This is a genomic window from Luteimonas terrae (genome assembly GCF_031457535.1).
GTDB classification, from domain to species: Bacteria; Pseudomonadota; Gammaproteobacteria; order Xanthomonadales; family Xanthomonadaceae; genus Luteimonas; species Luteimonas terrae_A.
Map to the genome: position 1 here is coordinate 138,006 of NZ_JAVDWO010000003.1, position 22,252 is coordinate 160,257.

Consider the following 22,252-nt stretch of genomic DNA (forward strand, 5'->3'; position numbering starts at 1 on the left):
GGCAGCGGGAAAGCCCGCATTCTAGCGGGCGCGCGCATGGCCGCGGTTCGGATTACATCCGCTGCACGCCGTGCACAACCGGCAGACGGCGTGTCCGTCGGATCACTTCGGCCAGATGCTTGCGACCCTTGACCTCGATCGAGAAGCGGATCGCCGCGATGGTGCTGTCGCGCTCCAGGTATTCCACGCCGTCGATATTCGAGTGCACACGCGCGATCGCCGCGGCCACCTGCGCCAGCACGCCCGGATGGTTCTCGACTTCGATGCGCAGCGCGACGTTGTAGTCGCCGACGACCTCGCGGTCCCAGTCGATCGCGACCCAGCGCTCGGGCGACTTGCGGAACTCGGCGACGTTCGGGCAATCCAGTCGATGCACGACGATGCCGCGGCCGGTGGTGTGGTAGCCCATGATGTCGTCGCCGGGAATCGGCATGCAGCAGTTGGCGAAGGTGATCACACCGCGCTCGTCGCCGCGGATGCGGATCGTCTCGCCGGCACGCGCGATCTGTTCGGTCGGCACGCCGCCATCGTGCTGGGCCAGAGCGAGCGCCACCTGCGCCGGCATCCAGTTGCCCAGCGCGATGTCGGCCATGAGTTCTTCGAGCCGCGGGTACTTCGCTTCGACCAGATACGCATCGAGACGCTCCTGTGGCAGCCGGTCGAGCGAGGTGCCGAGCATCTCCAGCGCGCGGTCGAGCATGCGATGACCGAGCTGCACCGCATCTTCGTGCTGCAGATGCTTGAGCTGCGCGCGGATCGAGGTGCGCGCCTTGCCGGTGACGACGAACTCGAGCCACTGCGGGCGCGGCATGGAGGACTTGGCCGTGACGATTTCCACGCGCTGGCCGCTGGCAAGCATCGTGCGCAGCGGCACCAGCTTTCCGTCCACGCGCGCGGCAACTGCCCGGTTGCCGACATCGGTATGCACCGCATAGGCGAAATCCAGTGCGGTCGAGTTACGCGGCAGCGACATGATGTCGCCCTTCGGCGTGAACAGGTAGACCTCGTCCGGGAACAGATCGACCTTGACGTTCTCGAGGAACTCCAGCGACGAACCGGTCGCACGCTGCGACTCGAGCAGGCCGGCGATCCAGGTATGCGCGCGCGACTGCGCACTGTTCGGGCCTTCGCCGCCATGCTTGTACGCCCAGTGCGCGGCGATGCCGCGCTCGGCGATCAGCTCCATTTCCTCGGTACGGATCTGCACTTCGATCGGCGCGCCGTAAGGCCCGAACAGCACCGTGTGCAGCGACTGGTAGCCATTGGCCTTCGGGATCGCGATGAAATCGCGGAAGCGCCCATCGAGCGGCTTGAACACCGAGTGCGCAATACCGAGTGCGTGATAGCAATCGGCCGCATTGCCGACGATGATCCGGTAGCCGAACACGTCCATGACCTGGGTGAAGGTTTTCCCCTCGCCCTGCATCTTGTTGTAGATGCTCCATGGCGATTTCACCCGCCCCACGAGGCGGTACTGCAGCCCGGCGCTGGTGAGCCGCTGCGCAAGCTGCGCCTCGATGCTGGCCAGCGATTCGCGCCGGACCAGCGGCTGGTTGCGGATGCGCTTTTCCAGGATCGTGTGCCGCATCGGATGCAGCGCATGGAAGCCGAGATCCTGCAGCTCGGCCTTGATCTTGTTCATGCCCAGGCGCTGGGCGATCGGCGCGTAGATGTCCAGCGTTTCGCGCGCGATGCGCTCACGCGCCGGTCCCGGCTGCGCGCCCAGCGTCCGCATGTTGTGCAGGCGATCGGCGAGCTTGATCAGGATCACGCGCAGGTCGCGCGCCATCGCCAGCATCATCTTGCGGAAGCTCTCCGCGTCCGCTTCCTGGCGACTGCCGAAGTTGAGCTTGTCGAGCTTGGTGACACCTTCCACCAGTTCGGCGACGGTCTCGCCGAACGCCGACGCCAGTGCTTCACGCGTCAGCGGCGTGTCTTCGATCGTGTCGTGCAGGATCGCCGCAACCAGCGTTTCGATGTCGACCTTCTGCTCGGCCAGCACCACCGCCACCGCCACCGGATGGGTGATGTAGGGCTCGCCGGACTTGCGCATCTGACCGGCGTGCGCGGCCTGGCCGACCGACCACGCGCGGCGCAACTGCACACGTTGCTCATCGGGCAGGTACTGCGCCGCCCGTTCGAGCACATGCATGTACTCGGGCACCGCGTCGTCCGCGGGGACGTCGGGCAGTGCGGGCGCAGTCGCAGCGGGTACGGCAGGGGTCATCCACGAAGCCTACGGGCACGGTCGGGGTTTTGGAACCATATCGGCGCCGACGGACTGGACAGTGCCGCCGCTTGTTCCAAACGCAACGACCCCGCCGGAGCGGGGTCGTTGGTCACGCTGTCGAACCGCGCGCGTCAGCCGCGCGGCAGGCGGATCACAGATCGTCGCCCTTGCCCATGTCGTCGTCAGCCACGACTTCGGCGGCGGCCCATTCCAGCGCCTCGCGTTCCTTGCGCTCGCGCTCGGACTTGTCGACGGCTTCGATGAAGGGCTGATCGATGCGGCGCGCGGCGATCTCGCGCAGTGCCAGCACGGTCGGCTTGTCGTCGTTCTCGCTGTTGTCGAGCTGCGATTCGACGCCATTGGCGAGCTGGCGGGCGCGGCGCGCGGCCAACATGACCAGCTCGAAGCGGTTGTCGACGACTTCCAGGCAATCTTCTACGGTGATGCGGGCCATACGGGCTCCCGGCGACCGGAACGGCCGCGCGAATTGACGAAAAAGGGTCGCGCATCGTAGCGCCGGCCCCATGCCGACGCAAGCGTCGACTATATGAATCAAACAGTTAGCGGGCGCCTGGCGCCGCTTCGGCTGGTTCTTCGCGCAACAGGCGCGCGATCAGGGCGGCGTGGCGCTCGGCCTGACGCTCGCGACGCAGCCGGCTGGCGCGGAAAATCGCGCACATCTCGGCCACGGCAGTGTCGAAATCCTCGTTAACCACCACGTAGTCGAACTCATCGTAGTGCGACATCTCTTCCTGCGCGGCGGCGAGGCGCTGGGCCATCACCGCTTCGCTGTCCTGTCCGCGCTTGCGCATGCGCTGGTCCAGCGCTTCGCGCGACGGCGGCAGGATGAAGACGCTCACGGCCTCGGGCACCTTGTCGCGCACCTGGCGCGCGCCCTGCCAATCGATCTCCAGCAGCACGTCCTTGCCGGCAGCGAGCTGCGGCTCGACCGACTGGCGCGCGGTGCCCTTCCAGTCGCCATGCACCTGGGCGTACTCGAAGAAATCGCCGGAATCGATCATCTGCTGGAATACGTCCTTGCCGACGAAATGGTAGTGCTCGGCGTGGCGTTCGCCCGGGCGCGCGAGGCGCGAGGTGAACGAGATCGACAGGGCGATGTCCGGATCGCGCGCCAGACAGGCGTTGACGATGCTGGATTTTCCGGCGCCCGACGGCGCGGCGACGATGAACAGCGTACCGCGCATCGGCGGCGTATCCGCGGCATGGTGGGATTCGGGGGTCACGCCCGTCTCCAGCGCTCGAAAGGCCGCGCATCGTACCGCTTTACGCGGACCCGCGCCGGAGGCGGGCCGGCCCGCGCAGGATCACTCGATGTTCTGCACCTGCTCGCGGATCTGGTCGATCAGCACCTTCAGTTCGATCGCCGCCTGCGAGCTGCGGCGGTCGACCGATTTGGAGCCCAGGGTATTGGCTTCGCGGTTGAATTCCTGCAGCAGGAAATCCAGACGCCTCCCCTGCGGCTCGCGCTGGGTCAGCACACGGCGGATCTCGACGACGTGGCTGTCGAGGCGATCGAGCTCCTCGTCCACGTCGAGCTTCTGCAGCCACAGCACCAGTTCCTGCTCCATGCGACCGGGCTCGACCGGATGGGGCAGATCGTCGAGCCGCGCCTGCAGCTTGGAGCGCTGGGCTTCGCCGATCTGCGGCATCAGCATGCGAATTTCGGCGGCGATCGTGGCGATGCCGTCGACACGCTCGAGAATCGCCGCGACCAGCTTGCCGCCTTCGCGTTCGCGCGCGGCGATGAAGTCCTCGAGCACGGTGTCGAGCAGCGCCAGCACTTCGACCTGCAGTGCTGCCGGATCGACGCCCCGCGACTGCAGCACGCCGGGGAACTGCAGCAGCTCGGTCAGGCTGGCACGCAGTTCGGGAAATCCGCCGCGCAGATCGCTGGCCAGTCCCTGCAACCGGGTCAGCAACGCCTGGTTGAGCTGGAGTTCGCCGCCGCCTTCAACGCTGCGCAGACGCAGGCCCACGTCGACTTTCCCGCGGGAGACTTTCGTGGCGATGCGCTCGCGCAGCACGGGTTCGACCGCGCGCATCTCCTCCGGCATCCGAGTCCCCAGCTCGAGGAAGCGGTGGTTCACCGCGCGCAGTTCGCAGGCCAGCGTGCCCCACTCGGTGCTGCGCTCGCCGGCGGCGAAGGCGGTCATGCTGCGGATCATCGGCAAGTTCACTGCGGAAAACGGCGGACGAGTATGCCTCAGCCGCGGCGCGGGGTCGGGCGTTCGGGATGGGCGCGTGCAGGCCACTGATAGAATCGGCAGCCGTCTTCCGGCCCTCCCCCATGTCCGAGTTCTCCCGTCCCAGCGGCCGCGCGCCCGCCGATCTTCGCGCCGTCCGTTTCGAACGCGGCTTCACCCGCCATGCCGAGGGTTCGGTGCTGGTGAGCTTCGGCGACACCCGCGTGCTGTGCACGGCCAGCGTGGAGAACCGCGTGCCGGGCTTCCTGCGCGGCAAGGGCGAGGGCTGGGTGACGGCCGAGTACGGCATGCTGCCGCGCGCCACCAACACCCGCAACGATCGTGAAGCCTCGCGCGGCAAGCAGGGCGGCCGTACGCTGGAAATCCAGCGTCTGATCGGCCGCAGCCTGCGCGCCTGCGTGGACCGCAAAGCGCTCGGCGAGCGCACGATCACGCTCGACTGCGATGTGCTGCAGGCCGATGGCGGCACCCGCACCGCCGCGATCACCGGCGCCTACGTCGCGCTGGTGGATGCGATCGGCGTGTTGCGCGCGCGGCGCGAAATCACCCGCGACCCGGTGCACGGCGCGATCGCGGCCGTGTCGGTCGGTATCTATCGCGGCGTGCCGGTGCTCGATCTCGACTACGCCGAAGACAGCGACTGCGACACCGACATGAATGTCGTGATGAACGACGGCGGCGGCTTCATCGAAGTCCAGGGCACCGCCGAAGGCCACGCGTTCCGTCGCACCGAGATGGACGCGATGATGCAGCTGGCCGAGACCGGCGTCGCCCAGCTCGTCGCCCTGCAGCGCGAAGCGCTCGCGGGATGACATCCGGACGCGCGAAGCGGCGCATCGCGTTGACCACGCTGCTGGTGGCGGATTACGACGCGGCTATCGCGTGGTACACGCGTGCGCTGGGCTTCCGGGTGTTCGAGGATCGTCCGCTCGGCGGCGGCAAGCGCTGGGTCCGGATCGGCCCCAGCGATGCGGACGACGCATCGCTGCTGCTCGCGCAGCCCGCCAATGCGGCGCAGCGCGCGCGCATCGGCGACCAGACCGGCGGCCGCGTCGACCATTTTCTCTACACCGATGACTTCGACCGCGACCACGCGACGATGACCGCGGCCGGCGTGACCTTCCTCGAAGCGCCGCGGGTCGAGCCCTACGGCACCGTCGCGGTGTTCGTCGATCTCTACGGCACCAAGTGGGATCTGCTGGAGCCCGTTGCATGAAGACCCTCGTCCTGGCCAGCGGCAATGCCGGCAAGCTCATCGAATTGCGCGCGATGCTCGCGGATTTGCCGCTGACGATCGTGCCGCAGCGCGAACTGGGCGTGGACGATGTGCCCGAGACCGGCACCACGTTTGTTGAAAACGCGTTGATCAAGGCGCGGCATGCAGCGAAGGTCACCGGCCTGCCGGCGCTGGCCGACGACTCGGGCCTGATCGTGGATGCGCTCGGCGGCGCGCCGGGACTCTACAGCGCGCGCTACGCCGGCAGCCCGACCGACGATGCCGCCAACAACACCAAGCTGCTGCAGGCACTCGACGGCCTGCCGGAGGCGCAACGCACCGCGCGCTTCTACGCGGTGATCGTGCTGCTGCGCCACGCCGACGATCCGCAGCCGCTGATCGCCGAAGGCAGCTGGGAAGGTCGCATCCTCGACGCGCCGCGCGGCTACAACGGCTTCGGCTACAACCCGGTGTTCCTCGATCCTGCGCAGGGTCTGACCGCTGCCGAAATGGAACCCGAGCGAAAGAACCGCATCAGCCACCGCGCACTGGCGCTGCAGGCACTGCGCGACCGGCTGGCGACATCCGGCCTGCTCGCCTGATCGATTGCCGCGCGCACTTGCGCATGCCGCCCGCCGCCCTGACCTTCTGTCGATGCTGATCCCGCCGCCGCTGTCGTTGTACGTGCACCTGCCCTGGTGCGTGCGTAAATGCCCGTACTGCGATTTCAACTCGCACGAGTTCAAGGGCGGCACGCCACCGTTCGACGCCTATGTGGACGCGCTGCTGGCCGATCTCGACCAGGACCTGCCGCTGGTCTGGGGCCGCACGGTGCACAGCGTGTTCTTCGGCGGGGGCACGCCAAGCCTGTTTCCGGCCGATGCGATCGAACGCCTGCTCCAGGGCGCGTCCTCGCGGCTGCGTTTCGCGCCCCAGGCCGAGATCACCCTGGAAACCAATCCCGGCACCGCCGAGCACGGCCGGTTTGAGGATTACCGGCGCGCCGGCGTGAACCGGATCAGCTTCGGCGTCCAGACCTTCGACGACGCCACGCTCAAAAAACTCGGCCGCATTCACGACAGCGCGCAGGCTGCGGCAGCGATCGAACTGGCGCGCCATGCCGGCTTCGACAACTTCAACCTCGACCTGATGTACGCCCTGCCCGACCAGACCCTGGCAATGGCGGAAGACGACGTCATACGCGCGATCGAGCTCGCGCCGACGCACATCTCGCACTACCAGCTCACGCTGGAACCCAATACGGTATTCGCCGCGCGTCCGCCGACCGGCATCCCCGACGACGATCTCGCCTGGGACATGCAGGAGCGCTGCCAGGCGCTGCTGGCTGACGCCGGCTATGCGCAGTACGAAGTCTCCGCCTACGCACGCGCCGGCCGGCAGTGCGCGCACAACCTCAACTACTGGCGCTTCGGCGACTACCTTGGCATCGGCGCCGGCGCGCACGGCAAGCTCACGCTGGGCAGCGAGCAGACGATCCTGCGCCGCTGGAAGTCCAAGCATCCCGTGGCGTGGCTGGCCGGCGCCGGCACGCCGGCGGGCATCGGCGGCGACGAGCGCATCACGCCGGCGCGTCGCCCGTTCGAGTTCATGCTCAACGCGCTGCGTCTGGTCGATGGATTCGCGCTGTCCGGCTTTGAAGCCACGACCGGATTGAAGTCCACGGTCATCGACGCGCCGCTTGCGGTCGCGATCGACCGAGGCTGGCTGCAACGCGAGGGCGACCGCATCGTGCCGACCGAACTCGGCCGACGCTTCACCAACGACGTCGTCGCCCTGTTCCTCGAAGACTGAGTCGCGCGCCACTGTCTGCGGCGCAGCAGCAGGGGTATGGCCGTTGCTGCCCGACGAGCCCGTTGTTGCGGACAGGACGCCGCACCCGCGTGCGACTGGCGGCCCACGTTCGACTCCCGGTGGTGAAGCCCGCGCGCGCATGCTAAAGAATGTGATCCATGCCCAGTTCGGCAACCGGAATGCCTGCGACCGCACACACCTCCCTACCGCCCCGCTCGCTTGCCGCGGCCGGCCTGCCTCCGCGCGTGCGCCGCACGCTCGAGCGCGCGCTGTCGTTCGTGTCCACCGAGCTCGACGGGGGGCTGTCCAATCTCGTTGCCGAGTTCGAGCAGGAGCTGTTCCGGCTGGCCGACCAGGCGCGCAACCCCGGGCTGGAATCGGGTTACATGGCCACCTTGCGGGCGTTTCGCGCCAGTCGCGCCGACCTCGTGCCACGTTTCCTGCTCGCCCTGGAAGGCTCGGTCGCCGCGGTGCGCGCGCCCATCTCACCGCCGCCGCCCACGCCGCCGGAGACCGCCTCGTTCGGACCTTTGAGCCTGGTCGAAGACACGGTCATGGACGAAGGCACGGTGCTGCGCGAGATCGCGAGTCGCCAGGAAGCCCGCGCGAACCTGTCGCTGCATCTGCTGGGCCAGCGCTTCGGCGTGCTCGCCGCCGCGCCCGCATTCGATGCCGAACGCCTGCCGCTTGGGCCACAGTGCCTGTGCCGTGCGATCGCTTCGGCCGCACGCGCGCTCGAGATCGAACACGACGCGCGGCTGCTGCTGTACCGCATGTTCGATCGCGTCGTCATGCCCGGCTATGCCCGCACCCTCGAGCGCCTGGACGCGCAACTCGCCGATGACGGCATCCTGCCCTCGCTGACGTTCGTGCCGATGCGCGCCCGGGCCGAGCCAGTCGACACCAAGGACGCAAAACCCATGGCACGGACTGCCGATCCCGCCGAGATGCCGCGCCCGCAGGTGGACGACGCGCATCGTCCCTACACGGCCTGGGGTGAGTCCGAGGCCGCTGACGACGGGCTCGACGATGCGCAGGCACACGAGGCCGCCTACGCGCGCCTGCAGGCACTGATGTCCGGCCGCCGCGAGCTGTTGCGCAAGTTCCAGCCACGCGGCGACGTGCCCCTTCCGCGGCGCCAGCTCGCCACGAGCGAAATCTCCGATGCGCTGCGTCAGCTCCAGCAACAGCCCACGAAGGCCGGCGGAGGCAGCCTGGTCGAAATCAGGCGGTCACTGCTAGCCCAGGCGCGCCAGCGCAGCGGCGAAGGCGCGAGCCTGGCACCGCAGGACGAAGATGCATTCGAACTGCTCGGGATGCTCTACGGGCACATCGAGCAGGAGATCCGCAGCGAGGCGCCGGCGGCGCCGTTGGTACGCGAACTGCAGATCCCAGTGCTGCGCGCCGCGCTGCAGGATCATTCCTTTTTCACCCGCCAGCGCCACCCGGCGCGGCAGCTGCTCAACACTGTGGCCGAGAGCGCCGCCAACTGGCATGACGACACCGCTTTCGATCCGCGCGTGCAGGCAGCCCTGCGCGCCGCGGTCGCCTTCGTCGTCGACAACTACGAAGGCGACGTGTCGGTGTTCGCCGAGGGCAATGCACGTGTCCAGGCGCAACTGCAGACGCAGGCGCGCACGGCGGAACTGCAGGAGCGTCGCCACATCGAGGCCGCACGCGGTCGCGAGAAGCTGGTCGCCGCGCGTGCACGTGCCGACGAGCTGATGCAGGGCATCGTCGGCGAGCGTCGCCTCCCGCGGTTCTCGCGCGCGCTGCTCGACCAGGCCTGGGCCGACGTGCTCACGCTGACCCTCCTGCGCCATGGCGAGTCCTCCAGCGAGGCTGACCACACGTTGGCGATGACCCGCCGCATCGTCGACGCCTCGCTCGATGCTGTGCCGTGCGAGGACGAGGCCCTGCAAGCCGATGTGGAATCCGCGCTCGGCCAGGTCGGTTACCACGGCGAAGAGGCGACGGTGATCGCCCAGCGCCTGACCAGTCATCGCAGCGACGAGGTCGATGCCGCGTCGCGCACCGAGCTGGCGATGAAGCTCAAGGCACGCGCGCGCCTGGGCGAGGAAGCCGGCGCCGCCCGGCGTGAGAAACCACCGGTACGCACGCCCGAGGAGCAGGCGCAATACGACTACCTGCGCACGTTGCCGTTCGGCACCTGGATCGAATTCACCACCAATCAGCAGGGCGACATCGTGCGCCGGCGCATGTCCTGGTACAGCCCGATCACCGACCACGTGCTGTTCGTCAACCTGCGCGGTCAGCGCACCGGCGAACAATCGATGGACGCTGTCGCGCGGCTAATGGCGACCGGCAATGCCCGCGTCATCACCGCTGACCGGGGGCATCTCGTCGATCGCGCCTGGCAGGCCGCGATGGGCGCCCTGCGCAGCTTCGCCGGCCGTGGCGAAGGCCGCTCGCCGGAGATGACGGCATGATGCAGGAATTCCGCCGCGCCAAGCGCCGCAAGGCACCCGACGTCATCCTGGTGACCGATGCGATGACCGCACGCGTCGTCGGCCGCATTGGCAACCTGTCGGAAACCGGCATGCTGCTGATCGCCAGCGAACCCTTCGTTGAAGATGGGCTCTATCAGCTGTCGTTCACCCTGCCCGATGCCCCGGACACGCCGGTCGAGATCGGCGCGCATCTGTTGTGGCTCGACGATGCGACGCTTGCCGGCGCCAGCTGGGCGGGCTTCCGCTTCATTGCGACGACACCTTCGCTGGCGCATCGGCTGCAAGGGTGGGTCAATGCGCCGGGAAGTCATTACGCCTGACGTTCGGCGTCTGCTTTTGATCGTCGAGACGCCGCACCTAGATCTGCAGACCCGGAGGGCGTTGCACGCGACGCCGCGGGCTTCGGACGTGTCGGGGAGACGGTTTTCTTTGGTTCCGTTTCTTTGACTCGCATCTTCGATGCTCGCCCCTTCGGGGCCGGCTTTGCCGTTCGCACTGCGTGCGTGGGCGTCAACCAAAAGAAATGAACTCGGCCGCGTCAGCGGACGAAAGCGTTTGATCTACGCCTGTGCGTTTGCATTTGACAGGAGAAGCCAACGTCAAACGCTTCCACTCGCCTTGCGGCGAGCGGGTTCATTTCTTTTGCTGGCCCCACGCACGCAGTGCGAACGGCAAAACCGGCCCCGAAGGGGCGAGCATCGAAGATGCGAGTCAAAGAAACCGAACCAAAGAAAAGGGCCAGCCCCGACGAAGCTCACCCGGCGTGTCACTTGTTCCGGGATTTTCCGACTCGCCATCCTGGTTCGGTCGAAAAACGCCGCACATCCATGTGCGGCGCCCTACGGGTCTGCAGTCAGCGGTAGGACGTCACAACCTCGCCAACAGCAAAGCAAGAGTCTAGGCAGAGGAAACGCGCGGTACCTGCCCAACAGCGTACAAAACGCAGAGAAGAAGCGCGCAGAACACCACCCCTGCGTCGATACGGCAGAATAGTGCGATCCACTCGTCACCCCGGGATCAAGATGTCCACGCCTGCACCGTCCGCCGCCAGCCTGTACGCCGACCACCTCGCGACGCTGCAGGCGCGCGCTGCCACCGCGCTCGAGCGCGCGGGTCTGGAGCACCTCGTCATTCCGAGCGGCACGCTTCACTACCAGGTGTTCGACGACCGCGATTACCCGTACGCGGTCAATCCGCAGTTCAAGGCCTGGCTGCCACTGACGCGCAATCCGGGCAGCTGGCTGATCGTGACCCCGGGCGCGCGGCCGAAGCTGGTGTACCTGCAGCCGCGCGACTACTGGCATGTGGTACCGGAAGCGCCGTCGGGGTACTGGGTCGAACACTTCGACATCGTCGTGATCCGCAAGCCCGAAGAGGCCCAGCAGCATCTGCCCAAGAATGCGGCGCGCTGCGCGATTCTCGGCGAACCCCAGAGTGCGCTGGGGCATTACGGCGCCTACAAGGCGAACAATCCGCCGGCGGTGGTCGATCATCTCGACTACCACCGCGCGTTCAAGACGCCGTACGAACTGACGATGCTGCGCGAGGCCTCACGTCGCGGCGTGCGCGCACATGCCGCGGCCGAGCGTGCGTTCCGCGCCGGCGCCAGCGAGTTCGGGATCCATCTGGCCTATTGCCAGGCCGCCGGCCAGGACGCCAACGAGTTGCCCTACGGGAACATCGTCGCGCTCAATGAGCATGCAGCGGTGCTGCATTACACCGAACTCGGACGTCTGCCGCCCGATCCGGTGCGCAGCTTCCTGATCGACGCCGGCGCCAGCCACGCGGGCTACGCCGCCGACATCACCCGGACCTATGCCGCCGATACCGCCAGCGAGTTCCAGGCAATGATCGAGGCCGTCGACACCGCGCAGCAGGCGATGGTCGCGCAGGTACGCAGCGGCGCGGACTACAAGCAGTTGCATCTCGACGCGCATCTCGCCCTTGCCGGCGTGTTGCGCGAGTTCGGGCTGATCAAAGTGTCGCCGGAAGCCGCGCTGGCGACCGGCATCAGCGCGGCGTTCTTCCCGCACGGGCTCGGCCACGGCATCGGCCTGCAGGTCCACGACGTGGCGGGCTTCGCCGCGTCCGAGACCGGCGGCGTCATCGCCAAGCCCGAGGGCCATCCGTTCCTGCGCCTGACCCGTGTACTGGAGCCGGGCATGGTGGTCACGATCGAGCCCGGCATCTACGTGATCGACATGCTGCTTGAAGACCTGAAGGCCGCTGGCCACGGCGACAGCATCGACTGGGATCGCATCGACGCTTTCCGCCCCTATGGCGGCATTCGCATCGAGGACGATGTGGTCTGCACCGGCGACGCGCCGGAAAACCTCACGCGTGACGCGTGGGCGGCAGAGAACACGATCTGAACCTGTAGGCGCGCGCTTGCGCGCGATGGGCATCCCCGTGAGAGACCCATCGCGCGCAACCACGCTCCCGCACACCGCGGCGCTTCAGCGCGCCATGAACTCTTCGATCTCGTCTGCCGTGCGCGCCAGTCCCGTCGTCAGCACTTCGTGCCCGGTCTTCGTGACCAGTACATCATCCTCGGTGCGGATGCCGATGCCGCGCCATTTCGCATCCACCGTCGTGTCGTCGGTCGAGACGTACAGGCCAGGCTCTATCGTGAACACCATGCCGGGCTCGAGCAGGCGCGATTCGCCTTCGATGCGGTAGTCGCCGACATCGTGCACATCGAGGCCGATCCAGTGACCGGTCTTGTGCCGGTAGAAGCGCTTGTAGCTGCCATCGGCGATGCGCTTCGCCAGCTTGCCCTTCAACAGCCCGAGCCGCAGCAGACCTTCGGTCAGTGCCTCGACCGCGGCATTGTGGCCGGCCTCGTAGGCCACGCCCGGTCGCGCCTGCGCCAGGGCGGCCTGCTGCGCGGATTCGACGACTTCATGCAGCGCGCGCTGCGCAGGCGTGAAGCGACCGTTGACCGGAAACGTGCGGGTGATATCGGCGGCGTAACCGCGGTATTCGGCGCCGGCGTCGATCAGCACCAGATCACCGTCGCGCGCCTGCGCGTTGTTGGCGCGGTAATGCAGCACGCAGGCGTTGGCACCGGCACCGACGATGCTTTCGTATGCGGGACTCGCGTCGTGGCGACGGAACACGTATTCGAGCTCCGCCTGCAGCGCGTACTCGTGAATGCCCGGGCGCGCCGCGCGCATCGCCGCGGCATGGGCGTCGACGCTGATCTTCGCCGCGCGCCGCATCAGCTTGAGCTCGCCGGCATCCTTGAACAACCGCATCTCGTCGAGCAGATGTCCCAGCTCCAGGAACTCGTGCGGCGGCTGCGCGCCGACCCGCACCTGCGCACGCACACGATTGAGCCAGCCGATCAGCTGCAGATCGAATTCGGTATCGCGGCCGAAGTGGTAGTAGACGCGCGTGCGACCTTCGAGCAGGCCGGGCAGGATCTCGTCGAGGTCATCGATCGGATATGCATCGTCCATGCCCAGCGCGTCGATCGCGCCCTCGGGACCGACCCGCGGGCCGTCCCAGCCTTCCCGTTCCAGATCGCGCTCGCGGCAGAACAGCAGCGCTTCACCATGCTTGCGTCCCGGCACCAGCACCAGGACCGCATCCGGCTCGGCGAACCCGGTCAGGTACCAGAGGTCGGAATCCTGCCGGTAGGCATGGTGAGTGTCGCGGCTGCGCACCCGCTCGGGCGCACTGGCCAGTACGAGGATCGCGTTGTCGCCGACCAGCCGCATCAGCTGACGGCGACGCTTCTGGTAGGTGGCCGCGGTGATGCCGGTGGCGATCGCCATGTCAGTTCAGCCGGCTGCGGTGACGCGGCCCGAGCGCGGCGTCGCCATGCAGCAGCAGGACCGCCACGCGTACGAACTCCTCGATCTCGGTCAACGCGTCCTCTTCGACCGCATCGTCCTCGTCGTCGGGATCGGGTTGCGCGGCCGCCAGGCGCGCCAGGTCGGCCAGCGCTTCGCTGCCTTCTTCCGACAGCGAGGACCGTTCGCCCGCAGCCAGTCCGAAGCCACCGAGAAAACCGCGACACCAGTCGAACAGCGCCGCACTGCGCACCGACAACGGCTCGCCGTCTTCTGGCATCAGCAGGGCGAACGCGAAGTCGCGATCCTCGAGCTGGTGTGCGGTCGCCACGCGCAGACGGTCGAGGGCGCTGCCGGACGCGGGCGCAGGCAGAGCGGCATCCGCCAGCACCGGCGCCAGCCAGGCGGCGACATCGTCGCCGCCGCCGGCCAGCCAGCCACTGAGACCACCGTGCAACTCGCTGCCCGGCATCGCCAGTTGCAGTTGGCGGATCTCGGCATCGATTTCGGCAAGGCTCGGCAGGGTTTCGGACACGGTGGACGCTCTCGGGCAGGGGTGCGCCATTCTACCAACGGCGATCGTGTGACCTGGCGCACGCTTGTTGCCGGAGCGCGCGCATGCCTACACTCGCGTTCGCCGACCCCGGCACGGAGTGCTGCCGCGTGATCGAACCCAGTCAGCTGCACGTGCCCGGCGCCGCGGTGCTGATCGCGTTGCTGGTGCTGCTGGTGGTCCTGCTGATACGCCGCCGCAGCAGCGAGCGTGCCTACGTTGCCGAGATCAATGACCACAGCGACCGTCTCAAGCTCGCGTTGTGGGCGAGCGGCGAGCGCTACTGGGACTACGACATCGGCAGCGGGCAGCTGCGGCGGCTGGTCGACGACGCACCACAAGGGAACGGCCGCATGCTCGAAGACAGCATGCCGGTCGACGCGCTCCTCCACCCCGACGATCTGGATCTGGCGCGCGAGGCGCTGGGCCACTACCTCGACGGGGAATCCGGGCGTTACCAGGTGCAGCTGCGGGTTACCGACGGCGCGGGCGGCTGGATCTGGGTGCGCGTGCGCGGCCGCGCGGTCGAGCGGGACGAGGCTGGCGACGTGCGACGCATCGCCGGCACCGCGCTCAACGTCTCGGCCACGCGCGAGGCCGAACGCGAACGCCAGATTGCCGCCACGGTACTGCGCAGCATGGGCGAAGCGGTCGCGGTCCTGGACGCGGATTTCCGCTATGTTTCTGTCAATCCGGCGTTCCTGCGCATGACTGGGTATCCGGAAGCCGAAGTCCTCGGGCGCGGTGCAGCCCTGCTCGACAGCGAACAGAACGACAGCGCGTTCTACCGCCGCATCCGTGCCCAGGCCCGCCGCGAGGGCCATTGGAGCGGCGAGCTCTGGCAGCGCCGCAAGGATGGCGAGGAACTTCTGGCCGCTCTGGAGCTGCGCACGGTACGCGACGCCGACGACGGCAGCGTGCTGCACGTCTGTGTACTCAACGACATCACCCAGCAGAAACGTACCGAACAGGAACTGCGCTACCTCGCGAACTTCGACACCCTGACCGGCCTGCCCAACCGGTCACTCCTGTCGGAGCGCCTGTCGCGCGCGATCGTGCGCGCGCACCGCGAGGACTCCCGCCTGGCAGTGCTGTTTCTCGATCTCGACCGGTTCAAGGACGTCAACGACTCCCTGGGCCACGCCGCCGGCGACCGCATCCTGCGTGCGGCCGCAGTGCGGCTGCAGCAGACGGTGGGCGCGCAGCATACGGTGGCGCGGCTGGGCGGCGACGAGTTCACCGTGGTGCTCGAAGGCCTGGACCGGCCTGATGACGCCGAGTATATGGCGCGCGAGATCATCAACGCCTTCGGCGCGCCCCTGTCGCTCGACGACCGCCGCGAAGTCTCGATCTCGCCGTCGATCGGCATCAGTCTCTACCCCGACCACGCCCAGGTGCCGACCGAGCTGCTCAAGCAGGCCGACACCGCGATGTACCAGGCCAAGGCAGCCGGACGCTGCACCTTCATGCGCTACAACGACGACATGGACCTGGCGGTGCGCCAGCGCGCCACGATCTCCGGCGCGCTGCGCAAGGTGCTCGACCGCGGTGAACTGCGGCTCGTATTCCAGCCGCGCCTGTCGCTGTCGCCGCCGCGCATCACCGGTGTCGAAGCGTTGCTGCGCTGGTCGAGTCCGGAGCACGGCGACATCCCGCCGGCCGAGTTCATTCCGATCGCCGAGGAAAGCGGGCTGATCCTGGAGATCGGCGAATGGGTGCTGCGCGAGGCCTGCCTGGTGCTGCAGCGCTGGCGCCAGCACGGCATGGACACGCTCAACGTCTCGGTCAACGTCTCGGTGCTGCAATTGCTGCGCGGCGATTTCGTCGGCGTGGTGGCCCGGGTGCTCGACGACGTGGGCATCCCACCGCACCTGCTCGAACTCGAATTGACCGAAAGCGTGCTGATGGCCAACGCCGAACAGACCGCCGAACGCCTGCAGGCGTTCCGCACGCTCGGCGTGTCGCTGGCGATCGACGATTTCGGCACCGGCTATTCTTCGCTGGCGTATCTCAAGCGCCTGCCGATCACCACCATCAAGATCGACAAGGCCTTCGTCGACGGCCTGCCCCACGATGCCGAAGACGCCGCCATCACCCCGACCATCGTCGCCATGGCGCATTCGCTGGGCCTGCGCGTGGTCGCCGAGGGCGTCGAGACCGAGGGCCAGATGCGTTTCCTTGCCGAGCGCGGTTGCGACGAGATCCAGGGCTTCTGGGTCTCGCCACCGCTCGACGCGCTGCAGTGCCTGGCCTTCATGCGCAACTGGCGCCCGGGCGAGCTGCTCACCGCGCCTCACGTGCCGCTGGCTGTGCTGCCTTGACCGCCACCGGCGCGCTGCCTATGGTGCGGCAATGACCGAGCCCGACGTCATCGCCGAGCTGCACAGACTGACGTCGCGAATCGACGCGTTGATCGAGCGCGTCCGCATCCTCAGTGATGAGAACCGCAGCCTGCGCCAGCAGCAGGAATCCATCGTCGGCGAGCGCGCCCAGTTGCTGTCGAAGAACGAGCAGGCACGCTCGCGGGTCGAAGCGATGATCGCCCGTCTGAAGTCCTTGGAGCAGCACACATGAGCGCGACCGAAGCCGTCAGCGTCCGCGTGCTGGATCGCGAATACACCGTCGGCGTCACCCCCGACGAGCGCGACAGCCTGATGGCGGCGGCGAAGCTGCTCGACACGAGAATGCGCGAGATCCGCGGCGCCAACCGCATGGCCGCGGTCGATCGCATCGCGATTCTCGCGGCCCTGAATCTCGCGCACGAACTGCAACTGCTCGGCGACGGCCAGTCGCACGGCTCGAAGGAAGTTGCCGATTCACTGGCCTCGCTGCATCGCAAGCTGGACGTGCTGGACGCCGAACAGCGCTGAGTCGGATGCATCTTCGCGACATCTGCACGCAACTGAATCTTTGCCGCCCTCTCGGGCGGCGCGACCGACGAACGGAACACGCCCCGCATGTCGATTGGCTATACTTCGCGTGCGTTCTCTGCCGTGTTCGACAGCGTGCAAAACATTCGCCTTGTCCCTTAATAACGACACCGGGGACGTCAGGAAACCGGGAGTGCCAGTCCGCCCCCGAGCGGAAAGCCCAAAGGAATCCCAGCGTTCCCACTTGAACCCCGGGTTCAAGGTCGTTTCGCCTGCATCGGCATCGGCGGAGAACGTATTTTTTTGAGTCCGCCTGCCGCGTCGCCGGCACTTCCGACGACGAGCCCGGCCGCATGACCGACCGCACTGCCCTCCGCCGCCGCCTGCGCGACCAGCGCCGCGCCCTGCCCGCGCCTGCGCGCATTGCCGCTGCCGAAGGCCTCGCCACCCAGCTGTTCGCACTGCCGGCATTGCCCGAAACGGGCTATGTGGCCGGTTACTGGGCGAATGATGGCGAGATCGGCCTGCATGTCTTCCAGATGCGATTGCCCGCCGGATTGATCTACTGCCTGCCCGTGCTGCATGACGAGGTGCTGCGCTTCGCGCCCTGGCGTGCTGGCGATCCGCTGGTCACCAACCGCTACGGCATTCCCGAACCCGATGTCGAACCAGCCTCCGCGCTCGATGCGAGCGCGATGGCGCTGGTCGTCGCGCCGCTGGTCGGCTTCGACGCGCGCGGCAACCGGCTGGGCATGGGGGGCGGCTGGTACGACCGCAGCTTCGACTTCCGCCGCGCGCAGTCCGCGCCGCCTCTGCTTGTGGGGGCGGCGTTCGCGCTGCAGCAGGTGGAGGCGCTCGACGCCGCGCAGTGGGATGTGCCGCTCGACGCGATCTGCACCGAATCGAATACGCTCCACCCGCCCACAGCCTGACCGAGACGCGATGAGCACCCGCAAACGCTATTGGCTGATGAAGTCCGAACCCGAGGACTTCTCGATCGACGACCTGGCCCGCGTCGGCACCGAGCCCTGGACCGGCGTACGCAACTATCAGGCGCGCAATTTCATGCGCGACGGCATGCGGGTCGGCGACGAGGTGCTGTTCTACCACTCGAACACCGACGTGCCCGGCATCTACGGCATCGCGGAGGTCGCCTCCACCGCCTACCCCGACCCGAGCCAGTTCAAGAAGTCGTCGAAGTATTTCGATGAGAAGGCCACCGAGGAGACACCGCGCTGGTTCCTCGTCGATGTCGGCTATGTGCGCACGCTGGCCCACCCCATTTCGCTGGCGCAGATCCGCGAACACAGCACCGACCTCGGCGAGGAATTCGCGCTGATCCGCAAGGGCGCGCGCCTGTCGGTGCTGCCGGTCACGTCAGCGCAATGGAAACTGCTGTTGTCCCTGGAGAAGAAGCGATGAGTGAAGGCAAGCGCCTGGCCGCCGAAAAGGCGATCGAGTACGTGGAAGACGGCATGATCGTCGGTGTCGGCACCGGTTCGACTGTCGCCTACTTCATCGACGCGCTGGCGCGCATCAAGCACCGCATCGACGGCGCGGTGTCGAGCTCGGACCAGAGCACCGAGCGTCTGCGTGGCCATGGCATCGACGTGCTCGACCTCAATGCGACCGGCCCGCTGGCGCTCTACGTCGACGGCGCCGACGAGTGCGATCCGGGCCGGCACCTGATCAAGGGCGGCGGCGCGGCGCTGACGCGCGAGAAGATCATCGCCGAGGCCAGCAAGCAGTTCATCTGCATCATCGATCCCGCGAAGCAGGTCCCCGTACTAGGTGCGTTCCCGCTACCGGTCGAAGTGATCCCGATGGCGCGCAGTCTCGTAGCCCGCACGATTCTGGAGACGACCGGCGGCCAGCCGGTCTGGCGCGAAGGCGTGAAAACCGACAACGGCAACTGGGTGCTCGATATTCACGGCCTGTCGATCACCGATCCGGTGTCGCTGGAAGCGAAGCTCAATCAGATCCCGGGCGTGGTCAGCGTGGGCCTGTTCGCCCGCCGCAAGGCCGATGTGGTGATCGTGGGCACGGCGACGCCAACGGTCATCAGCTGAGCCGACCGGAAAGCGCTACTCGGCCACCACCTGTAGGAGCGCGCTTGCGCGCGAAGAAGAACCCGCAACAGGCAATCGCGCGCAAGCGCGCTCCTACCAACGGGTGAGAATAGAGAGACCCGCCGGACGTTCGCCCCGGACATGGCCCACAAAGAAGCCCGCCCGGTGGCGCTGGAGACGCAGCTCAACCAGATCCCCGGCGCGGTCAACGTCGGCCTGTTCGCCCGCCGCAAGGCCGACGTGGTGATCGTGGGCACGGCGACGCCAACGGTCATCAGCTGAGCCGACCGGAAAGCGCTGACCGGACACCACCTGTAGGAGCGCGCTTGCGCGCGAAGAAGAAGCCGCAACAGGCAATCGCGCGCAAGCGCGCTCCTACAAAGACGACGGCTGAAACCAGAGAGAGCCGCCAGACGTTCGCCCCGGACATGCCCCATAAAAAAAGCCCGCCTTCCGGCGGGCTTTTTCGTATCACGTGCAGCCTCGACTCACTCGACGTCGAGGAAGCTCCGCAGCTGTTCGCTGCGCGAGGGATGACGCAGCTTGCGCAGCGCCTTCGCCTCGATCTGGCGGATCCGCTCGCGAGTCACGTCGAACTGCTTGCCGACTTCCTCGAGGGTGTGGTCGGTGTTCATGTCGATGCCGAAGCGCATGCGTAGCACCTTGGCCTCGCGCGGGGTCAGGCCGGCGAGCACGTCGCGGACCGTTTCCATGAGGTTGGTGTTGGTGGTCGCATCGATCGGGGACTCCACATTGGTGTCCTCGATGAAGTCGCCCAGGTGCGAGTCCTCGTCGTCGCCGATCGGGGTCTCCATGGAGATCGGTTCCTTCGCGATCTTCATGACCTTGCGGATCTTGTCTTCCGGCATGTCCATTTCCTTGGCCAGCTCCTCCGGCGTGGCCTCGCGGCCGTACTGCTGGAGCATCTGGCGGGAAATGCGGTTGAGCTTGTTGATCGTCTCGATCATGTGCACGGGGATGCGGATCGTGCGCGCCTGGTCGGCGATCGAACGCGTGATCGCCTGGCGGATCCACCAGGTGGCATACGTCGAGAACTTGAAGCCGCGACGGTGCTCGAACTTGTCCACGGCCTTCATCAGGCCGATGTTGCCTTCCTGGATGAGATCGAGGAACTGCAGACCGCGGTTGGTGTACTTCTTGGCGATCGAGATCACCAGGCGCAGGTTGGCCTCGACCATTTCCTTCTTGGCCTTGCGGGCCTTGGCCTCGCCGTAGGCCATCGCGCGGTTGATCTCCTTGAGATCGCCCAGGGTGACGCCCATCGCCTTCTCGATCGCGAGCGTCGCTTCCTGCTCGGCGACGATCTGGTCGCGCACGTCCTTCAGGCCGGACGACCACTTCTGCTTGCGCTTGATCATCTCGTCCGCCCAGCCCGTATTGGTCTGGTTGCCATCCCACGCGCGGATGAAATCCTTACGCGGCATCTTGGCGACGCGGGTGGAGAGGTCGAGGATGCGACGCTCGTGGTCCTTCAGCTCGGACACGACCTCACGCAGCTTGCGGACCAGCAGATCGGTCAGCGGCAGCGGCAGCTTGAAGGTCATGAAGACCTCGGCCATCTCGGCGCGCAGCTTGATCGACGACTTCGCAGTCGCACCGTGCTTGGCGTACGACTTCTGGAACTTGTTGAACAGGTCGGCCATCAGGTCCATGCGACGCAGGACTTCTTCCGGGTCCGGACCGGTCGGGCCGGTGCTCTCTTCCTCGTCCGAGGAATCGTCGGAATCGTCGTCGTCGGTCTCGGCTTCTTCCACCGCTTCGACGACGGCCGGCGCGTTGCCCGCTGCCGCTTCCTCTTCAGCCGCCAGTTCTTCGAGCAGCTGGTCGTTGAAGCCGGCGACGACTTCGGCCAGGCGCTTCTTGCCACCCTTGTGCAGTTCATATTCTTCGAGCAGCAGCTGCACCGACCACGGGAAGCTGGCCACCGAGGTCATCATCTGGTTCAGACCTTCCTCGATGCGCTTGGCGATCGCGATCTCGCCTTCGCGGGTCAGCAGCTCGACCGTGCCCATCTCGCGCATGTACATGCGCACCGGGTCGGTCGTGCGGCCACCTTCGGTATCGAGCGAGGTCAGCGCAGCGGCGGCTTCTTCCGCAGCGGTCTCGTCGACTTCGCGGTTGCCACCCGATTCGCCGGCCAGCAGCAGCGTTTCCGCATCGGGCGCCACTTCATGGACAGCAATGCCCATGCCGTTGATCATGCCGATGATGTCTTCGATCTGCTCCGGATCGACCATGTCGTCGGGCAGGTGATCGTTGACTTCGGCATAGGTCAGATAGCCCTGCTCAAGACCCTTGCTGATGAGGATCTTGATGTCGGACTGCTGGGCGGGACGTTCATTCGCCATGTGGCGCACCGTCTGAAAAGTGAACCCGTAATTATACCACCAGCGGGGCCGGGATCATGCCCTGAGCAGGAAGGTGACCGGGCCGTCGTTGACCAGGCTGACCTCCATATGGGCACCGAAGCGGCCGGTTTCCACCCCCGGGTGGCGTGACCTGCAGACGGCGACCAGGCGATCGAAGATCCGTTCAGCCTCTTCGGGCGGCGCGGCGGTACTGAAACCCGGCCGATTGCCCGAGCGTGTATCCGCCGCCAGCGTGAATTGGCTGACCAGCAGCAGGCCACCGCCGACCTGCGCTAGCGACAGGTTCATGCGACCGGCATCGTCCGAGAACACCCGGTAGGCGAACAGGCGATCGGCCATGCGGGAGACCTCGGTCTCGCCGTCGCCCGGTTCGATGCCGACGAGCGCGAGCAGGCCGGGGCCGGTCTGGCCGATGACAGCGCCATCGACACGGACGGCCGCTTCGCTGACGCGCTGGATCAGGCTCAACACAGGCGTGCGCCGCCAGACGGCCCTCCGAGACATTCGAAGGCGCCGTCCCACCCTGTAGGAGCGCGCTCGCGCGCGAAGAGTGGTCCGTGGAAAGCGCCATCGCGCGCGAGCGCGCTCCTACAAGGACAAAAGGCTGCCCGGTTCGCAG

General features: G+C 67.1%; 21 protein-coding genes, 1 other RNA gene and 1 pseudogene. 15 read left to right on the plus strand and 8 right to left on the minus strand.

What is annotated here, in order from left to right; genetic code table 11:
* Positions 1–52 precede the first annotated feature (52 nt).
* The 4 genes from J2W68_RS04635 to J2W68_RS04650 all read right to left on the minus strand — a co-directional run bounded on the left by J2W68_RS04635 (position 53) and on the right by J2W68_RS04650 (position 4,416).
* Positions 53–2,227, minus strand: coding sequence for a RelA/SpoT family protein (locus J2W68_RS04635; protein WP_310233210.1), 2,175 nt, complete (start codon positions 2,225–2,227; stop codon positions 53–55).
* 154 nt (positions 2,228–2,381) lie between these two features.
* Positions 2,382–2,684, minus strand: coding sequence for a DNA-directed RNA polymerase subunit omega (gene rpoZ, locus J2W68_RS04640; protein WP_310233211.1), 303 nt, complete (start codon positions 2,682–2,684; stop codon positions 2,382–2,384).
* Positions 2,685–2,790: 106 nt separating this feature from the next.
* Entirely contained in the window at positions 2,791–3,435 is a 645-nt protein-coding gene (gmk, locus tag J2W68_RS04645) for a guanylate kinase (RefSeq protein ID WP_310233472.1), read from the minus strand.
* A 120-nt stretch (positions 3,436–3,555) separates the two neighbouring features.
* Positions 3,556–4,416, minus strand: a complete 861-nt coding sequence (locus J2W68_RS04650) for a YicC/YloC family endoribonuclease (protein WP_310233214.1) — start codon at positions 4,414–4,416, stop codon at positions 3,556–3,558.
* A gap of 122 nt (positions 4,417–4,538) precedes the next feature.
* Here J2W68_RS04650 and rph point away from each other — a divergent pair, with 122 nt between their 5' ends.
* The 7 genes from rph to pepQ all read left to right on the plus strand — a co-directional run bounded on the left by rph (position 4,539) and on the right by pepQ (position 12,326).
* Positions 4,539–5,267 carry a ribonuclease PH gene (gene rph, locus J2W68_RS04655; RefSeq protein ID WP_310233215.1) on the plus strand — a complete coding sequence of 243 codons (729 nt, stop codon included), beginning with the start codon at positions 4,539–4,541 and terminating at the stop codon, positions 5,265–5,267.
* Positions 5,264–5,671: a VOC family protein gene (locus J2W68_RS04660; RefSeq protein WP_310233216.1), complete on the plus strand. Its 408-nt coding sequence runs from the start codon at positions 5,264–5,266 to the stop codon at positions 5,669–5,671. The genes rph and J2W68_RS04660 overlap by 4 nt, the downstream gene beginning before the upstream one ends.
* Positions 5,668–6,273, plus strand: a complete 606-nt coding sequence (gene rdgB / locus J2W68_RS04665) for an RdgB/HAM1 family non-canonical purine NTP pyrophosphatase (protein ID WP_310233218.1) — start codon at positions 5,668–5,670, stop codon at positions 6,271–6,273. Before J2W68_RS04660 ends, rdgB begins: the two co-directional genes overlap by 4 nt.
* Before the next feature lie 46 nt (positions 6,274–6,319).
* Positions 6,320–7,483 carry a radical SAM family heme chaperone HemW gene (hemW, locus tag J2W68_RS04670; protein ID WP_310233475.1) on the plus strand — a complete coding sequence of 388 codons (1,164 nt, stop codon included), beginning with the start codon at positions 6,320–6,322 and terminating at the stop codon, positions 7,481–7,483.
* Positions 7,484–7,662: 179 nt separating this feature from the next.
* Positions 7,663–9,933, plus strand: a complete 2,271-nt coding sequence (locus J2W68_RS04675) for a DUF1631 family protein (protein WP_310233219.1) — start codon at positions 7,663–7,665, stop codon at positions 9,931–9,933.
* The gene (locus J2W68_RS04680) at positions 9,930–10,274 is read left to right on the plus strand and encodes a PilZ domain-containing protein (protein ID WP_310233220.1); all 345 of its coding nucleotides are present in this window, start codon (positions 9,930–9,932) and stop codon (positions 10,272–10,274) included. Before J2W68_RS04675 ends, J2W68_RS04680 begins: the two co-directional genes overlap by 4 nt.
* 702 nt (positions 10,275–10,976) lie before the next feature.
* Positions 10,977–12,326, plus strand: coding sequence for a Xaa-Pro dipeptidase (pepQ, locus tag J2W68_RS04685; protein WP_310233222.1), 1,350 nt, complete (start codon positions 10,977–10,979; stop codon positions 12,324–12,326).
* 84 nt (positions 12,327–12,410) lie between these two features.
* On the opposite strand, the gene J2W68_RS04690 is transcribed toward pepQ, so the two are convergent.
* Together J2W68_RS04690 and J2W68_RS04695 are read right to left on the minus strand one after the other, a co-directional pair.
* Positions 12,411–13,733, minus strand: coding sequence for an aminopeptidase P N-terminal domain-containing protein (locus J2W68_RS04690; protein WP_310233224.1), 1,323 nt, complete (start codon positions 13,731–13,733; stop codon positions 12,411–12,413).
* Between the two features lies 1 nt (position 13,734).
* A complete protein-coding gene (locus tag J2W68_RS04695) occupies positions 13,735–14,274 on the minus strand; it encodes a UPF0149 family protein (protein WP_310233476.1) in 540 nt (179 codons plus the stop codon).
* A gap of 95 nt (positions 14,275–14,369) precedes the next feature.
* Here J2W68_RS04695 and J2W68_RS04700 point away from each other — a divergent pair, with 95 nt between their 5' ends.
* The 8 genes and pseudogenes from J2W68_RS04700 to J2W68_RS04735 form a co-directional block, all read left to right on the plus strand.
* Positions 14,370–16,625 carry a putative bifunctional diguanylate cyclase/phosphodiesterase gene (locus J2W68_RS04700; RefSeq protein ID WP_310233225.1) on the plus strand — a complete coding sequence of 752 codons (2,256 nt, stop codon included), beginning with the start codon at positions 14,370–14,372 and terminating at the stop codon, positions 16,623–16,625.
* 31 nt (positions 16,626–16,656) lie between these two features.
* Positions 16,657–16,878 (plus strand): TIGR02449 family protein, encoded by a 222-nt coding sequence (locus tag J2W68_RS04705; protein WP_310233226.1) that lies wholly within the window; start codon positions 16,657–16,659, stop codon positions 16,876–16,878.
* Positions 16,875–17,174, plus strand: a complete 300-nt coding sequence (locus tag J2W68_RS04710) for a cell division protein ZapA (RefSeq protein ID WP_310233227.1) — start codon at positions 16,875–16,877, stop codon at positions 17,172–17,174. Before J2W68_RS04705 ends, J2W68_RS04710 begins: the two co-directional genes overlap by 4 nt.
* A 112-nt stretch (positions 17,175–17,286) precedes the next feature.
* Positions 17,287–17,471, plus strand: a non-coding RNA gene (gene ssrS, locus J2W68_RS04715) — 6S RNA.
* Between the two features lie 56 nt (positions 17,472–17,527).
* On the plus strand, positions 17,528–18,106 hold the full coding sequence (locus J2W68_RS04720) for a 5-formyltetrahydrofolate cyclo-ligase (RefSeq protein ID WP_310233229.1): 579 nt from the start codon (positions 17,528–17,530) through the stop codon (positions 18,104–18,106).
* A gap of 10 nt (positions 18,107–18,116) precedes the next feature.
* Entirely contained in the window at positions 18,117–18,596 is a 480-nt protein-coding gene (locus J2W68_RS04725; RefSeq protein ID WP_310233230.1) for an EVE domain-containing protein, read from the plus strand.
* Positions 18,593–19,243: a ribose-5-phosphate isomerase RpiA gene (gene rpiA / locus J2W68_RS04730; RefSeq protein ID WP_310233232.1), complete on the plus strand. Its 651-nt coding sequence runs from the start codon at positions 18,593–18,595 to the stop codon at positions 19,241–19,243. The genes J2W68_RS04725 and rpiA overlap by 4 nt, the downstream gene beginning before the upstream one ends.
* 162 nt (positions 19,244–19,405) lie before the next feature.
* Positions 19,406–19,525: pseudogene (locus J2W68_RS04735) on the plus strand (ribose-5-phosphate isomerase RpiA); the annotation flags it as partial.
* Positions 19,526–19,731: 206 nt separating this feature from the next.
* Here J2W68_RS04735 and rpoD read toward each other — a convergent pair.
* Together rpoD and dtd are read right to left on the minus strand one after the other, a co-directional pair.
* Complete coding sequence (gene rpoD / locus J2W68_RS04740; RefSeq protein ID WP_310150410.1) at positions 19,732–21,612, minus strand: RNA polymerase sigma factor RpoD; 1,881 nt, start codon at positions 21,610–21,612, stop codon at positions 19,732–19,734.
* A gap of 54 nt (positions 21,613–21,666) precedes the next feature.
* Positions 21,667–22,104, minus strand: coding sequence for a D-aminoacyl-tRNA deacylase (gene dtd / locus J2W68_RS04745; RefSeq protein WP_310233478.1), 438 nt, complete (start codon positions 22,102–22,104; stop codon positions 21,667–21,669).
* Between the last annotated feature and the right edge of the window lie 148 nt (positions 22,105–22,252).

What these genes read in the sequence shown, in the direction of transcription:
- J2W68_RS04710 (WP_310233227.1), top strand. Translation starts at nt 16,875, where the DNA reads ATGAGCGCGACCGAAGCCGTCAGCGTCCGCGTGCTGGATCGCGAATAC.
- J2W68_RS04705 (WP_310233226.1), top strand. Translation starts at nt 16,657, where the DNA reads ATGACCGAGCCCGACGTCATCGCCGAGCTGCACAGACTGACGTCGCGA.
- rpoZ (WP_310233211.1), bottom strand. Translation starts at nt 2,684, where the DNA reads ATGGCCCGCATCACCGTAGAAGATTGCCTGGAAGTCGTCGACAACCGC.
- J2W68_RS04725 (WP_310233230.1), top strand. Translation starts at nt 18,117, where the DNA reads ATGAGCACCCGCAAACGCTATTGGCTGATGAAGTCCGAACCCGAGGAC.
- pepQ (WP_310233222.1), top strand. Translation starts at nt 10,977, where the DNA reads ATGTCCACGCCTGCACCGTCCGCCGCCAGCCTGTACGCCGACCACCTC.
- J2W68_RS04720 (WP_310233229.1), top strand. Translation starts at nt 17,528, where the DNA reads ATGACCGACCGCACTGCCCTCCGCCGCCGCCTGCGCGACCAGCGCCGC.
- rdgB (WP_310233218.1), top strand. Translation starts at nt 5,668, where the DNA reads ATGAAGACCCTCGTCCTGGCCAGCGGCAATGCCGGCAAGCTCATCGAA.
- J2W68_RS04680 (WP_310233220.1), top strand. Translation starts at nt 9,930, where the DNA reads ATGATGCAGGAATTCCGCCGCGCCAAGCGCCGCAAGGCACCCGACGTC.
- J2W68_RS04660 (WP_310233216.1), top strand. Translation starts at nt 5,264, where the DNA reads ATGACATCCGGACGCGCGAAGCGGCGCATCGCGTTGACCACGCTGCTG.
- J2W68_RS04650 (WP_310233214.1), bottom strand. Translation starts at nt 4,416, where the DNA reads ATGATCCGCAGCATGACCGCCTTCGCCGCCGGCGAGCGCAGCACCGAG.
- gmk (WP_310233472.1), bottom strand. Translation starts at nt 3,435, where the DNA reads ATGCGCGGTACGCTGTTCATCGTCGCCGCGCCGTCGGGCGCCGGAAAA.
- rph (WP_310233215.1), top strand. Translation starts at nt 4,539, where the DNA reads ATGTCCGAGTTCTCCCGTCCCAGCGGCCGCGCGCCCGCCGATCTTCGC.
- J2W68_RS04675 (WP_310233219.1), top strand. Translation starts at nt 7,663, where the DNA reads ATGCCTGCGACCGCACACACCTCCCTACCGCCCCGCTCGCTTGCCGCG.
- rpoD (WP_310150410.1), bottom strand. Translation starts at nt 21,612, where the DNA reads ATGGCGAATGAACGTCCCGCCCAGCAGTCCGACATCAAGATCCTCATC.
- rpiA (WP_310233232.1), top strand. Translation starts at nt 18,593, where the DNA reads ATGAGTGAAGGCAAGCGCCTGGCCGCCGAAAAGGCGATCGAGTACGTG.
- J2W68_RS04635 (WP_310233210.1), bottom strand. Translation starts at nt 2,227, where the DNA reads ATGACCCCTGCCGTACCCGCTGCGACTGCGCCCGCACTGCCCGACGTC.
- J2W68_RS04690 (WP_310233224.1), bottom strand. Translation starts at nt 13,733, where the DNA reads ATGGCGATCGCCACCGGCATCACCGCGGCCACCTACCAGAAGCGTCGC.
- J2W68_RS04700 (WP_310233225.1), top strand. Translation starts at nt 14,370, where the DNA reads ATGCCTACACTCGCGTTCGCCGACCCCGGCACGGAGTGCTGCCGCGTG.